The following is a 13,537-nucleotide window of genomic DNA, read 5'->3' as shown; positions in this document are numbered from 1 at the left end:
GAAAATATTAGGTCAATAAAAAGGGGGCGCCGGAGCGCCCCCTTCTTTTATCGGAGTTCTGATCTGGCCGGATCAGAACTTCATCACGACCGAACCCGAGATCGTGCGCGGGGCGCCGATCTGGACGAAGCCGGGGTTGGCATAGGCTGCCGTACCGGTGGTCTTGTTGTAGGTGCCGATCTGGCTCAGCCCGCCGCCGAAACCGCCAACGTAGTAGCTGTTGGTCAGGTTGAAGACGTTGAGCTGCAGATAGCTCTGACCCAGCTTGATGAAGTCCAGCTTGACGCGAACGTCGAGGTCGAGCTGCCAATAGGCCGCTGCCGTGTCGCCATAGATCGCGCCGGTACCGGCGATCTGCGCAGCGGTGAGCACCGGAGCGCCGCCCGTGCTGGTCTTCGCACCGTTCGGGATCAACGTGCCCTGCATCATGCCCGAGTTGTCATCGAACAGATAACGCGGGCCGGTGCGCTTGCCGGTCACGCCCAGTTCAACCGGGCCCATGTTGGCGCGGGCCAGGAAGCCATAGGTCCACTTCGGCGAACCCGATTCACGCTTGCCGGCAGTCAACGCATAGATCGGAGTGCCATCGGTGTTTTCACCAACCTGCACGTTGTCGCGGATCTTGGACTTCAGCCAGCTGCCGTTGACGCCAAAGGTGAACATGTCGTTCGGCTGGTAATAGAGGAAGCCGTCAAAGCCGTACTTCTTCACATTGCCCAGGTTGCGGTAGACGTTCTGGTCCAGCACCGGATCATAGGCGCTGAGCGTGCGGTTGTGGAACTGGTTGTAGAAGCCCGAGACCGAACCCTGCATCTTGCCCGAACGGAAGCGCATGCCGAGATCGAAGTTCTCGGTGGTTTCCGCCTTCGGCTTGATCCCGGCAGTCGCGGCGGGGAAGAAGAACGAGTTGTAGAGGTTGTCGGTACCCGGGACCGAGATCCCTTGCGAGAAGTTCGCGAAGGTGCTGATCAGGTCGGTCACGTGGTAGACAAAGCCCAGGCTGGGCAGGACCTTGTTGTAGTTGAAGATCCGGCGCTGCGGCAGGGCTGCGGCGGGGTTCAGGACCGAGTAGATGTTGTTGGTCGCCGCGCCTTCGGTGAAGCAGTCAAGGAAACCGCCAGCCGAAGTGGTGAAGCAGTTCTGCTTGAGGTTGCGGCGATAGAACGGAGCGGTCACGCCGGTGCTGACCACCAGCTTGCCGTCCATGAATTCACCGCGATATTCCGCGAACAGCTTGTGCAGGATCGCATAGGACAAACGGTCGCGCTTTTCGAGCACGGCGCCGCCTGCATCCAGTTGACCCTGGTTGACCGGGAACACGTCAATCGGTTCGCCGTTCATCTGCAGCAGGCCGACTTCACCGGTTTGGCGGTGACGGGCACGGTCATAGGTGTAGCCCAGGCGCACGGTGTTTTCGTCGTTCACTTCCCAGCGCAGACCTGCGGTGAAGCCGATGCGGTGGGTCTGGGTCTGGCTGGGGGCCAGCACGGTGACGGTGTCCAGCGCATCGCCATCGCCGTTCACGTCACGCCCGAAGAACGGGGTGCCGCCGATGTAGCCGACGGTGCAATAAGTGCCCGGAGCAATCGAAGCCGTCGGGCTCAGCGAACCGCAGTTCGACAGCGCCGGGTTGGTGGTGCCAACGGCCAGCAGCGGGTTCACGCCGCGCGGATCGATGTCACGCCGACCTTCGTTGCCGGTCACCGTGCCGCCGCCATTGGCCTTGACGTACTGATAGCTCGGCTCGAAGTTCAGGACGAGGTCGTCCTTGAGGTGCAGCTTGAGCTGCAGCCCGACGCTGCCGGTGTTCGACGGGTTGTAGCGACGGTCAAATTCGGTGCCGCAGCTGGCGCTGTTGGTCGGTGCCGGAGCCGGGGTGTCAACCACGCCTGCCTGCGGAGCATCGAGCTGGCAGGGATAGTTGATCAGGTAGTAGCGTTCATCCGCATTGCGCGGGAAACGGTTGGAACTGTTCGGGCCAACCGGGCGCACGGCCGAATTGGTCAGGCTCTGCGTCAGGTCGGTGCGCAGCGGCAGCGAACCAAAGAAGTTGTTGCGGTTCTGGTTGTAGTGAACGCGCAGAGCAACGAAATCGCCGCCAGCGCCCAGCGGCTGGTACACCTTGGCGTTGTACTGCTGCTTATCAACCTTGCCGTACTGGTTGTAGGGCAGATCGTTGGTGGCGCGGCTCGCCTGGAACCAGGCGCGCAGACCAGTGCTGGAAAGATCGCCGGTTTCGATCTTGGCGGCGATGCGCATCATGTTGAACTGGCCTGCCGAACCCGACAGCATCACCCCGAAATCGTGATCCGGGGTCTTCGAACGGATGTTCACGGTGCCGCCGACGGCCGAGGCGGTCGGGCTGTCAACATCGGTGGTGCCCAGATTGACGTTCACTTCATCGATCACTTCCGGATCGATCTGCTGGTTCGAATATACGGCGTAGTTGCCCGAATCGTTCAGCGGGATACCGTCAACGGTCAGGCTGATGCGGGTCGAATCGAAACCGCGGATGTTCAGCGTGCCGCCCGACGAACCGTAGGCGTCGTTGTTCTGAAAGCTGACGCCCGGAACCTGGTTGATCGCGTTCAGGACCGTCTGGCCCGAATTGCCGCGCATGATGTTCTCATTGGTCAGCACGGCCTTGGCCTTGGCTGCATCGGGAGCGGCAACGCCGCCCACGGCCACGGTCCGGTTGCTGGCGCCGGTGACGACGATTTCCTTTTCGAAGTCAACCGAACCGGCCGACTGCGCATAAGCAGCGGCGGGAAGCATGGCGACGCCGACGGCAAAAGTGCTGGCGGCGGTGGTCAGGGCGGAAGTGAAACGCATGGCGAGATGTATCCCTGTTGTGGTGGCCCAAAAAACGGTCAGACCCAATGAATGCAGGACCAGAAACATACAGCACAAGCGCACAGCGAATCGCTGATTTGCGCCGACTGGCGACGCTCATACAAGCGCCGCGCGGCCCGCTAAACAGCCCAGTGTTGCAAAGTTGTGACTGGAATTTCCCTGCTTCGCGCGCTCACTGACATTTCTGTAAGGAGATTTCCAGATTGAGGCCATTCACGTAATTTTTGTGCGCAAATCGCCCGAATTAGCCGATTTTGGCCGAAACACTCAAAATCCACCGGTAACGATTTGTGCTGCACTGCGGCATTTGTGCAACGCTTGCTTACCCCGTCCCTTACCGTGCTATGGAGCCAGCATGGGCGGGCACCACCATCATGATCATGCACACACACCGGGGCATGGCCACCACCACCATGCCGCGCCGGGCAGCCACGGGCTGGCATTCGGCATCGCGGTGGTGCTCAATTCGCTGTTCGTCGTGGCAGAAGTGGCCGCCGGATTTATCTCGGGATCGACCGCGCTGCTGGCCGATGCGGGCCACAACCTGGGCGATGTGCTATCGCTGCTGCTGGCCTGGGGAGCGAGTGTCCTGGCGACCCGCCCGGCTTCGTCGCGCTATACCTATGGCTTGAAGAGCACTTCGATCCTGGCCGCGATTGCCAATGCCGCACTGCTGTGGGTGGCGCTGGGCGCGGTACTGGTCGAAACCGTGCGGCATCTGTTTGAACCACGCGAAGTGGCCAGCGGCATGATGATGGCGGTTGCCGCCGCGGGCATTGCCGTCAACCTGCTGTCCGCCCTGCTGTTTGCGCGTGGCAGCAAAAACGATCTTAATCTGCGCGCCGCATTCCAGCACCTGATGGCCGATGCCGTGGTCAGCGCCAGCGTGGTCTTTGCCGGGCTGGCGATCAAGCTGACGGGTGAAGACTGGATCGATCCGGTTGCCAGTCTTTTGATCACAGTTGGCCTTGCCTGGGGCAGCTGGGACCTGCTGCGCGATGCAATCCGGATGGGGCTTTTGGCGGTGCCGGGCCACATCGACGATGCAGCGGTGCGCGCCTATCTGTCTGCCCAACCCGGAGTGGGCGCGGTCCACGATCTGCATATCTGGCCGATGAGCACCACCGAAACCGCCTTTACCGTCCATCTTGTCATGCCGGATGGGCATCCCGGCGATGCCTTTCTCCATGGCGTGATGCACGAACTGGAAGAACGCTTTGGCATCCACCATGCGACTATCCAGATCGAACAGCGCCCAGAAGACTGCGCGCTGCACGGCAAGCATGCCCATGGGCACAGTACCGAACACGCGCACACACACGGCCGCTGACACTCGCTTCATCGATTGGTGCTTAACGCGGCGGGCGCTCTATGCTTCATATGCGCATAAAAGGAGCGCTCCCATGAAACGCATTCGTTGGTTTGCCGCCGCCCTGGCTTTGGCAAGCCTGCCCGCCCTTGCCCCCGCCCAGGATGATCCCAAGGCCCTGTTCAACGCTCGCTATGCCGAACTAACGCAAGCCATGCAGGCCAAAGACGTCGCCGCCGTGGCCAAAGTGGTAACGGCGGATTATCTGATGACCGATATTCGTGGTGACACTCATGACGCCGCCGGACTGGTCACGCTGTTTGAGCGGCTCAGCGGCGGCAGTGCTGGCGGAACCCAACGCAAGAGCGAGGTGCTGTCCACCACGTTCACCGGCGCCAGTGCAGCGGTTCAAAACAAGGTCGAAACGCATTCAACCCGGGTCGGGCCTGATGGTGCGCCCCATCAAATGGCGCTGATCGTTGTGTCGGATGACAGCTGGACGCTGATCGATGGCACCTGGCGGATGAAGTCCAGTGTCCAGAAAGACCTGACCATCATGCGTGATGGCGAGGAATTCCTGCACCAGGCAAACTGAACTGACGCAGTTGGCGCTGCTTTTCTGCCCAAGAGCTTGCGGGAAGCGCTGCTCAAGGCGAGCAGAAGACGGCCCGGTGCCTTCCCGCTGATCTTTGCTGCTTTTGCATTAGAGCCCAGCAATCGCCCGAAAACAGGAGCGAAATTACCCGTCCTAAGCGGCTTCTTCCTTCGCGCCGAGCACGCGCACCGGTTCCTTGCGACCTTCGACCACGTCCTTGTCCACCACCACTTCGGCGATGCCCTGTTCGGTCGGGATATCGAACATGGTGTCAAGCAGCAGCCCTTCGACGATCGAGCGCAGCCCGCGCGCACCGGTTTTGCGCTCGATCGCCTTCTTGGCAATCGCTTCCAGCGCGTCGTCGGTAAAGGTCAGCGTCACGTCTTCCAGATCGAACAGCTTGGCGTACTGTTTGATCAGCGCGTTCTTGGGTTCCTTGAGGATCTTGACCAGCGCCTCGATATCAAGGTCTTCCAGCGTCGCGATCACCGGCAAGCGGCCGACGAATTCGGGGATCAGGCCAAACTTCAGGAGATCTTCCGGCTCAGCCTTTTGCAGCAGTTCACCCACCTTGCGCTTGTCCGGATCGGCCACATGCGCGCCGAACCCGATCGAACGCTTTTGCAGGCGGTCGGAAATGATCTTTTCCAGGCCCGCAAAGGCCCCGCCGCAGATGAACAGGATGTTGGTGGTGTCAACCTGCAGGAATTCCTGCTGCGGATGCTTGCGCCCGCCCTGTGGCGGAACGCTTGCGGTGGTTCCTTCCATCAGCTTGAGCAGTGCCTGCTGCACGCCTTCGCCCGACACGTCACGGGTGATGCTGGGGTTTTCGGCCTTGCGGCTGATCTTGTCGATTTCGTCGATATAGACGATCCCGTGCTGCGCCTTGTCGACGTTGTAGTCGCTCGCCTGCAGCAGCTTGAGGATGATGTTTTCCACGTCTTCGCCCACGTAACCGGCTTCGGTCAGAGTGGTGGCGTCGGCCATGGTGAACGGCACGTCGAAAGTCTTGGCCAGGGTTTGAGCCAGCAGCGTCTTGCCGCAGCCGGTCGGCCCGACAAGCAGGATGTTGCTCTTTGAAAGCTCAACCTCGCCGCCCTTGCCGCTGTGCTTCAGGCGCTTGTAATGGTTGTGAACCGCGACCGAGAGGACGCGCTTGGCGCGGTCTTGCCCGATCACGTAATCGTTCAGCGTTTCAAAGATATCGCGCGGACTGGGGACGCCGCCGTCCTTTTTGCCGGCGATTCCCGCCTTGGTTTCTTCGCGGATGATGTCGTTGCACAGTTCCACGCATTCATCGCAGATGAACACGGTTGGCCCGGCAATCAGCTTGCGCACCTCATGCTGCGACTTCCCGCAGAAGCTGCAGTAGAGGGTGCTTTTCGCGTCGGATCCGCTCAGTTTCGTCATGCCTGTTCCTGTTACCCCCCGCCTGGGGGGACTCACCGGGGACTCTACCCCGGCGAGAGCAAACTTCAATCCCGTGTCATAGCAGGGTCAGATTGACCGCTGCTGAAGGCGCAGGGTTACTTATTTGCCAAAGCCGTCAGGCCTTGGGGGCTTCTTCGCCGTCAACCGTCGGGCGGCTTTCGAATACCTGATCGACCAGGCCAAAGGCCTTGGCTTCTTCCGAGCTCATCCAGGTATCGCGGTCCATCGCCTCGGCAACTTCCTTTTCCGATTTGCCGGTGAACTTGGCGTAAAGTTCGTGCATGGTCTGCTTGAGCCGCAGAATTTCACGGGCCTGAATTTCGATATCGCTGGCCATGCCGCGCGCTCCGCCGCTGGGCTGGTGGATCATGATCCGTGCCTGCGGCAGCGCCACGCGCATCCCCGGCTCACCCGCGGCAAGCAAGAAGCTGCCCATCGAGCAGGCCTGGCCGATGCACACGGTCGAAACCTTGGGCCGGATATATTGCATGGTGTCATAGATCGCCATGCCGGCCGTCACCACGCCGCCGGGCGAGTTGATGTACATCGAGATATCCTTGCTAGGATTCTCGCTTTCAAGGAACAGCAACTGGGCCACGATCACCGAAGCCATGTGATCCTCAACCTCGCCGGTCACGAAGATGATCCGTTCACGCAGCAACCGCGAATAGATGTCAAAGCTGCGTTCGCCCCGGCTCGACTGTTCGACGACGACCGGAATCAGCGCCCCGGTAACGGGATCGCGGGTGAACTTGCCCTGGGAATTGGATGAACCGAACAGGTCGAGCATGGGAATCCTCTTGTGGCTGGTTTGCCTATGTCGGCGCTGGCGGCGCGATGTTCAAGGGCGTTAACCGATTGATTGATGCCAACCGGCCTATAGCCTCCCTGCCCGCAACCGGTGCCAAATGGCACACTCGCCAGAATTCCCTATGCAATTCATTTATTTCGTTAAAGGCTTGCGGGAATGACGAATCACTCCGATTCCTGGCTTGACGGCCTGCGCCGCAGACCTGCGGAGGGGGGCGCGGATCTGCGCCCCGCGGCCCTGTTGGGACTGGCGCTGGGGCTGCTGGGTCTGGGCGCGGCGCTGGTCTGGACCGCGCTGCACCGGGGCCCCTGGTACGATGAATTTTACACCTGGTTCGTCAGCCGGCCCGAACGGTCGCTGGGAGAATCACTGCGCGAAAGCTGGCTGGTGGACAACCATCCGCCACTGTTCAACCTGCTGTCCTGGCTTGGCGCACACCTTGCGCCAAGCATCGAGACCTTGCGGCTGATCAACCTGGTCGGACTGGCGCTGGCCGTATCGGGCGGCGCGATCCTGCTGCGCCGGTCGCCGCAGCTGTGGGCACTGGCCGCATTTTTCGCACTAAGCCTGGCGGCGAATGAAACCGCGCTGCGCAGCGGGGCAGAGCTGCGGTCCTATTTCCTGTCCAGCCTGGTCGGCGCGGTCACCGTGCTGGCGATCGTCATCGGCTGGCTGGAAGGCGAGCTGCGCAGGCGCGGGCAGCGGCTGGTGCTGTGGGTCACGCTGTTGATCGGTTTCAACCTGCACATCTTGACCAGCGTGATCCTGGGGGCACTGCTGGTGCCGTTTCTGGCCGCAGCCTGGCTGCGCGGGCGGCGCGCGCTGCTTGGCCAGATCCTGATCCCGGCGCTGGTGGCGGGCACTCTGTTTCTGGCGGTCAGCACACTGCAGTTCCGGCTGTGGGAGGCTAACACGGCGCGGTTCTGGATCCCGGCGGGCTTCAATGCCGCGCGCTGGGCGATCGAGTATGGCGTGCAGCGCGCGGGCGAGGCGAACCTGCTGATCACCCTTGCTGCCCTTGTCGGCACCGGCTTGCTCGGCTGGCAGGTCTGGCGCGAACGCCGCCTGCCGCCGGCGCTGGAAGCCATGCTGTTGCTGGGCGCGGGGATCGCGCTGGCCACCGTCCTGCTGATCGGCCTGCACATGCTGCGCCCGGTAGTGATGGAACGCTATCTGGCGGCGATGATCCCGGCGGTGGCGATGGGCACGGCACTGGGCGCAAACGCCGCGCTGCGGCGCATACCGGGCTGGCTTGGCCAGATGATCCTGCTCGCGGCGAGCGCACTGACACTCTGGTCGCTGGCCGGGAGCGCCGCCCATACCGCCGCGCGCAATTCGTGGGAGGGCAGCGCACAGCGGCTGGGCGAACTCGTGCGAATCTGCCCGGACAGCCCGGTGCATATCGATCCGCCGTTCTGGAACGCCTATACCATGTCGCTCCCCCCGGCGGACAATCGCATGGTCTTCGCCAAGGCCTATGCGCTGATGGCCGCGCGTCATGGGATCAAGATCGAGCCGCCGCAATCGCGCAAGATTTCAGCTACTTGTCCCACGTTGTTCTGGGACGAACACGATACCAGCGCGGAATGGGACACAAGCAAGATCGCCGCCCATCTGCGCGATCAGGGATTCGCGGTGGAGCGGGTCTGGCAATACCGCATCGGCGATGGCTGGATTGCCAGCAACCGCCCGCTGGACGGGCCCCTCCCCGCACGGTAGCCTGCCGCCATGGCAGTGATGCAGGTACCCCAAGGCCACGTGCTCTACCGCCCTGACGATGAATGTCAGGGTTTCGTGGTAGTTCATACCGGGACGATCAAGGTTTCGCTGACCGCGGAAAACGGGCGTGAAATTGTGCTCTACCGGGTGCGGCCGGGGGAAGTGTGCCTGCAAACCTTTGGCTGTCTGGTGGGCGGCGGCGCTTATGGTGCAGAGGCTGTGGCAGAAACCCCGCTGCAGCTGGAAGTTATCCCGGCGAGCGAGTTTCAGGCAAAAGTGGTGGGCGATGCGGCGTTTCGCCAGCAGCTGTTCACCGCCGTCGCCGCGCGCTTTGCCGATCTGGAGCGGTTGGTTGAAGACGTAGCGCTGTCCAGCATCGAGGAGCGTCTGGCCCGCGCGCTGTTGCGGCTGGCGGGAAGCGGCACGATGGTCGATGCCACGCACGAAGCTCTGGCCACCGAAATCGGCTCGGCCCGCGCGGTGATCAGCCGCCAGCTGGGTGCTTTTCAGCGCGACGGGGTGATTGCCATCACGCGCGGCCATATCGAACTGATCGACCCCGTCCGGCTGGCAGCGCTGGCGCACAGCCCCGGATAATTTTCCCGGCTTGGTGACTAAGTCACCGACAGCGGACCTTTCGCCGTGCGAAATGGTTCATGTCGCACCCAAGGAGGGAAATACAATGGCTCGCAATGAAGGAACAATCGACCGCGCACTGCGCGTGATCGTGGGAATAGTGCTGATCGTGATGGCCCTGCGCGGCATGTACACGCCGTGGACCTGGATCGGCGTTGTACCGCTGCTGACCGGCGTGGTCGGCATGTGCCCGCTCTATTCGCTGCTGGGGGTGAATACCTGCAAGGTCAGGTAGGCGCACCGGTGTTGGGGGTGGTGGCGGCATACACCGCCGCTTGAGAACCGCACCACCCCCCCGGCCCCCTCCTTTGAAGAGGAGGGGGAGCTCGATGCTCACGCCACAAACAACAACGCCCCCGCATCGCTGCGGGGGCGCGGTTGTTCCGGGGGTTGAGACCGGATCAGTCCTTCTTGGCGGCCTTCTTGGCCGGGGCCTTCTTGGGAGCAGCTTCCTTCTCGGCCTTTTCAGCCTTGGGAGCAGCCGCCTTTTTGGCAGGCTTGGCTTCAGCGGCGGCTTCAGCCGGAGCTTCGTCCTTCTTGGCCGCCTTCTTGGGCGCAGCCTTCTTGGCGGGCTTTGCAGCAGCGGGAGCGGCGCCTTCTTCCGCTTCGATCGCGGCCTGCAACTCGTCGCGGGTCACTTCGCGTTCGGTCACTTCGGCCTTGTCGAACAGGAAGTCGACCACCTTGTCCTCATAGAGCGGCGCGCGCAGCTGGGCAGCGGCGAGCGGTTCGCTCTGGATGTATTCGACAAAGCGCTGACGGTCTTCCGGGCGATACTGCTGGGCAGCCTGCTGGAGCAGCATCTGCATTTCCTGCTGGCTGACTTCCACGCCGTTGGCCTGGCCGATTTCCGAGAGCAGCAGGCCAAGGCGAACACGGCGCACCGCGATACCGCGATAGTCTTCCTTCTCGTCCTCGATTTCCTTGAGCGCAGCGGCGGGATCTTCCTCGCGCGTGGCTTCCTGGGTCAGCTGCTGCCAGATCTGCGAGAATTCGGCTTCGACCATGCTCGGCGGCACGTCAAAATCGTGACCGGCGGCCAACACGTCGAGCAGCTGGCGCTTCATCTGGGTGCGGGTCAGCCCGGCAGTTTCCTGTTCCAGCTGGCCGCGCAGCAGGCCCTTGAGCTGATCAAGGCTTTCGAGGCCCAGGTTCTTGGCGAAATCATCGTCGATCGCGGTTTCACCAGCGATCTTCACCGCCTTGACCACGATGTCGAAAGTCGCGGCCTGACCCTTGAGGTTTTCGGCCGGATAGTCTTCCGGGAAAGTCACGGTGATGGTCTTTTCATCACCAGCCTTCACGCCGACCAGCTGTTCTTCAAAGCCGGGGATGAAGCGTTCGGCGCCCAGTTCCAGCGCAGTATCCTGCGCGCTGCCGCCTTCAAATTCCACGCCGTCCAGCTTGCCGGTGAAATCGATGATCAGCTGATCGCCGTTTTCGGCCTTCTTGCCCTTCTTGGCATCGACGAAGTTCTTCGAACCCGAAGCGATCTTGGCGACCTGTTCGTCAACTTCGGCATCGGCCACGGGAACCACCAGCTTTTCCAGCTTGAGCCCGTCGAGCGCAGGCACGGTTACTTCCGGCAGCACTTCCAGTTCCACCGTCAGCGCGGCGTCCTGGCCCTGGTCATAGCCTTCGCCCAGAGTCACGGCGGGCTGCATCGCGGGACGCAGCTTGTGATCCTGGACCAGCTTGTCCATCGCTTCGCGGATCGCAGCGTTCAGCACGTCCTGGTGAACGGCGGGACCGTGCATTTTCTTGACCAGATTGGCGGGCACTTTGCCAGGGCGGAAGCCGGGCATGCGCACTTGCGGCGCGAGCCGGGCGACTTCGCCGTCGATCCGCGCGGCGATATCCTTTGCCGGAATCGTCACCGAAAAGGCGCGCTTCAAACCTTCGTTGCTGGTCTCGACAATCTGCATGACAATCAAAAGCCTTCTATGTTCGTAATGGCTCCGGCGACGAAGGCTTGTCGGGACTGGTGCGGGCGAAGGGACTCGAACCCCCACATCTTGCGATACTGGTACCTAAAACCAGCGCGTCTACCAGTTCCGCCACGCCCGCGGCCCGACGAAGCCCGCTACCCCACCCCTTGCGAGGGCAGAGTCCGGATTCAAGCGCTGGCCCTTAGTGGCAGGCGCGGGAAAGGGCAAGCGCAGAGGGAAGGAATGTTTTGAGCGCGCGTCGGGTGCCGCTCAAACCCCCAGCCACTCGCGTGCCAGCTGCACCAGCCCGGCCTTGTCGCCGCGTGCCGCCGCGCCGCCGTCCTGCACCGGGCAATCGAGGCAATAGGCCTGCGCCCCGCGCACGGTCAGCAGGCGTTGCAGATCACCCATGATCCGTGCCAGCCCGCTTTGCTGGCGCTGGGCGATGATCGCGGCAAGGTCTGCCGCCGGGGCTCCCTCGCCGTCATCCTCGCCCCCGCCCAGCCGTTCCATCAGCGAGGCATAGGGATTGGCATCGGTGCGGTAGAACGCGGGATGCCAGCTATCCAGCTTGGCCTGCTGCGCTGCCCAGCCGATCGCATCGTCCAGCCCGCCGAACTGATCGACCAGCCCGTTCTGGCGCGCAGTGCCGCCATCCCAGACCCGGCCCTGGGCAATCGCATCGATCTGCTGCGGGCTTTTCTTGCGCGCGCCGGCGACGAGACCGATGAAGCGGTTATACCCGGCTTCGACATTGGCCTGCAGCATCGCATCGACTTCTGGGGTGAAGCCCGAGAACGGATCGGGCTGGCCCGACAGCGGCGTGGTGCGCACGCCGTCCGAATGGACCCCGTACTGCGCCAGCGCCCCTTCAAAGCTGGGAATAACGCTGAAAATCCCGATCGATCCGGTGATCGTGCTGGGCTGGGCAAAGATCCGCTGCGCCGGGGTGGAAACCCAGTACCCGCCGCTGGCCGCCAGGTTGGCCATCGAAACGGCGACCGGCCGCCCCTTGGCCTTGAACCGTTCCACTGCCAGCCGGATCTGTTCCGAAGCGATCACCGAACCGCCGGGTGAATCGACCCGCAGCACCAGCGCCTTGGCATCATCGGCATTGGCCTGATCGATCAGCCGCGCGATCCGTTCGCCCCCGGCAATGCCCGGTCCGGCCTTTCCATCAATAATATCGCCCGCCACGGTCACCACCGCCACGGCATCCCCGCTGGAATTTTCGGGATGCGCGGCCAGCAGGGCGGCGGGTGGCGTGTGAGCATAGGCACCGGGGGAATCGTCCCCCGGATCGGCTCCCGCCACGGCCTTGACCCGTTCGCCAAAGGCCACGCTGTCACCCAGCTTGTCGACCAGCCCGGCGGCCAGCGCAGCCTTGGCCGCATCGCCCCCGCTGGCCTTGAGCCAGCCGACCGGATCGCCGGTAACCTGCGCCAGTTGCGCCTTGGGCCGGGCCTTGGCGACATCGGCCTTCCAGTTGTCCCACAGCGAAGCATAGAGCGCGATGCGCGCCTGCCGGGCCGGTTCGGACTGGCCATCAAGCAGATAGGGTTCGACGAAATCCTTGTAGGTGCCGACCTTGTAAACGTGGGCCTTGATCTTTAGCCGTTCGAGCAGCGGCCCGTAATAGAGGTTTTCGCCCCCCGGCCCGGTGACAAAGGCCCCGCCCAGCGGATCGACCCAGACCTCGGTGGCGTGGGCGGCCAGCTGCACCCCGTCATCGGTATAGGCCAGCGCCCAGGTCAGCACCGGTTTTTTCGCGGCGCGGACCAGATCGAGTGCCTCGCCCAGTTCCCCCAGCGTGACACTGCCCGCGCCGGTAAAGCGCGACAGATCGAGCACCACGGCCTTGATCCGGTCATCACTGGCCGCGGCGGAAATCGCCCGGACCATATCCCGCGCGCGGTATTCCCTGGTGGGGGCGACCGAGGATGTCAGCGCGGCAAGCGGATCCTGCGCCGCGGGTTCTTCCACCACACTGCCGTCCAGCTTGATCAGCAAGGCCCCTTCGCGCACCAGCCCCGCGCTGGGCCGGCTGGTGAGAGCGCCATAGAGCGCGGCGAAGAACAGCAGCATCAGCAGCAGCACCAGCCCGTCCTTGATCGCGACCAGCAGGTGCCAAACCTTGCGTGCGAATGCCATGCGTGTTCCTTGGGTTAGCGTTTGACCGGGACATAGGCACGCAAGTACCGGATTGCCAGACCTTCCGCCCCGACACGGGGGAGGAATTTCCCGCCCCTCTTGCC

10 protein-coding genes and 1 tRNA gene are annotated in these 13,537 nt (G+C 62.9%); 5 read left to right on the top strand and 6 right to left on the bottom strand.

What is annotated here, in order from left to right:
* Positions 1 to 72: 72 nt before the first annotated feature.
* Positions 73 to 2,832 carry a TonB-dependent receptor gene (locus tag MNBBLIKP_RS10490; RefSeq protein WP_088310235.1) on the bottom strand — a complete coding sequence of 920 codons (2,760 nt, stop codon included), beginning with the start codon at positions 2,830 to 2,832 and terminating at the stop codon, positions 73 to 75.
* A 376-nt stretch (positions 2,833 to 3,208) separates the two neighbouring features.
* Between MNBBLIKP_RS10490 and MNBBLIKP_RS10485 the strand changes: the two genes are divergently transcribed.
* Both MNBBLIKP_RS10485 and MNBBLIKP_RS10480 read left to right on the top strand, forming a co-directional pair.
* The gene (locus MNBBLIKP_RS10485; RefSeq protein WP_088310208.1) at positions 3,209 to 4,183 is read left to right on the top strand and encodes a cation diffusion facilitator family transporter; all 975 of its coding nucleotides are present in this window, start codon (positions 3,209 to 3,211) and stop codon (positions 4,181 to 4,183) included.
* Between the two features lie 73 nt (positions 4,184 to 4,256).
* Positions 4,257 to 4,757: a DUF4440 domain-containing protein gene (locus MNBBLIKP_RS10480; RefSeq protein WP_176399736.1), complete on the top strand. Its 501-nt coding sequence runs from the start codon at positions 4,257 to 4,259 to the stop codon at positions 4,755 to 4,757.
* A 153-nt stretch (positions 4,758 to 4,910) separates the two neighbouring features.
* Here the strand turns inward: MNBBLIKP_RS10480 and clpX are convergent, their stop codons facing one another.
* Together clpX and clpP are read right to left on the bottom strand one after the other, a co-directional pair.
* A complete protein-coding gene (gene clpX, locus MNBBLIKP_RS10475) occupies positions 4,911 to 6,167 on the bottom strand; it encodes an ATP-dependent Clp protease ATP-binding subunit ClpX (protein ID WP_088310206.1) in 1,257 nt (418 codons plus the stop codon).
* A gap of 136 nt (positions 6,168 to 6,303) precedes the next feature.
* The gene (clpP, locus tag MNBBLIKP_RS10470; protein WP_088310205.1) at positions 6,304 to 6,978 is read right to left on the bottom strand and encodes an ATP-dependent Clp endopeptidase proteolytic subunit ClpP; all 675 of its coding nucleotides are present in this window, start codon (positions 6,976 to 6,978) and stop codon (positions 6,304 to 6,306) included.
* Between the two features lie 177 nt (positions 6,979 to 7,155).
* Here clpP and MNBBLIKP_RS10465 point away from each other — a divergent pair, with 177 nt between their 5' ends.
* The 3 genes from MNBBLIKP_RS10465 to MNBBLIKP_RS10455 all read left to right on the top strand — a co-directional run bounded on the left by MNBBLIKP_RS10465 (position 7,156) and on the right by MNBBLIKP_RS10455 (position 9,589).
* Positions 7,156 to 8,718 carry a hypothetical protein gene (locus MNBBLIKP_RS10465; RefSeq protein ID WP_088310204.1) on the top strand — a complete coding sequence of 521 codons (1,563 nt, stop codon included), beginning with the start codon at positions 7,156 to 7,158 and terminating at the stop codon, positions 8,716 to 8,718.
* Positions 8,719 to 8,727: 9 nt separating this feature from the next.
* The gene (locus MNBBLIKP_RS10460; protein WP_088310203.1) at positions 8,728 to 9,315 is read left to right on the top strand and encodes a Crp/Fnr family transcriptional regulator; all 588 of its coding nucleotides are present in this window, start codon (positions 8,728 to 8,730) and stop codon (positions 9,313 to 9,315) included.
* Between the two features lie 85 nt (positions 9,316 to 9,400).
* On the top strand, positions 9,401 to 9,589 hold the full coding sequence (locus MNBBLIKP_RS10455) for a YgaP family membrane protein (RefSeq protein WP_088310202.1): 189 nt from the start codon (positions 9,401 to 9,403) through the stop codon (positions 9,587 to 9,589).
* A 166-nt stretch (positions 9,590 to 9,755) separates the two neighbouring features.
* On the opposite strand, the gene tig is transcribed toward MNBBLIKP_RS10455, so the two are convergent.
* The 3 genes from tig to sppA form a co-directional block, all read right to left on the bottom strand.
* A complete protein-coding gene (gene tig, locus MNBBLIKP_RS10450) occupies positions 9,756 to 11,279 on the bottom strand; it encodes a trigger factor (protein ID WP_088310201.1) in 1,524 nt (507 codons plus the stop codon).
* 57 nt (positions 11,280 to 11,336) lie between these two features.
* A tRNA-Leu gene (locus MNBBLIKP_RS10445) sits at positions 11,337 to 11,421 on the bottom strand.
* A 131-nt stretch (positions 11,422 to 11,552) separates the two neighbouring features.
* On the bottom strand, positions 11,553 to 13,433 hold the full coding sequence (gene sppA, locus MNBBLIKP_RS10440) for a signal peptide peptidase SppA (RefSeq protein WP_088310200.1): 1,881 nt from the start codon (positions 13,431 to 13,433) through the stop codon (positions 11,553 to 11,555).
* Positions 13,434 to 13,537: the final 104 nt, after the last annotated feature.

It is taken from the genome of Novosphingobium sp. B 225, assembly GCF_002198665.1.
Taxonomy (GTDB): domain Bacteria; phylum Pseudomonadota; class Alphaproteobacteria; order Sphingomonadales; family Sphingomonadaceae; genus Novosphingobium.
This window is presented reverse-complemented; position numbering and strand designations above follow the sequence as displayed.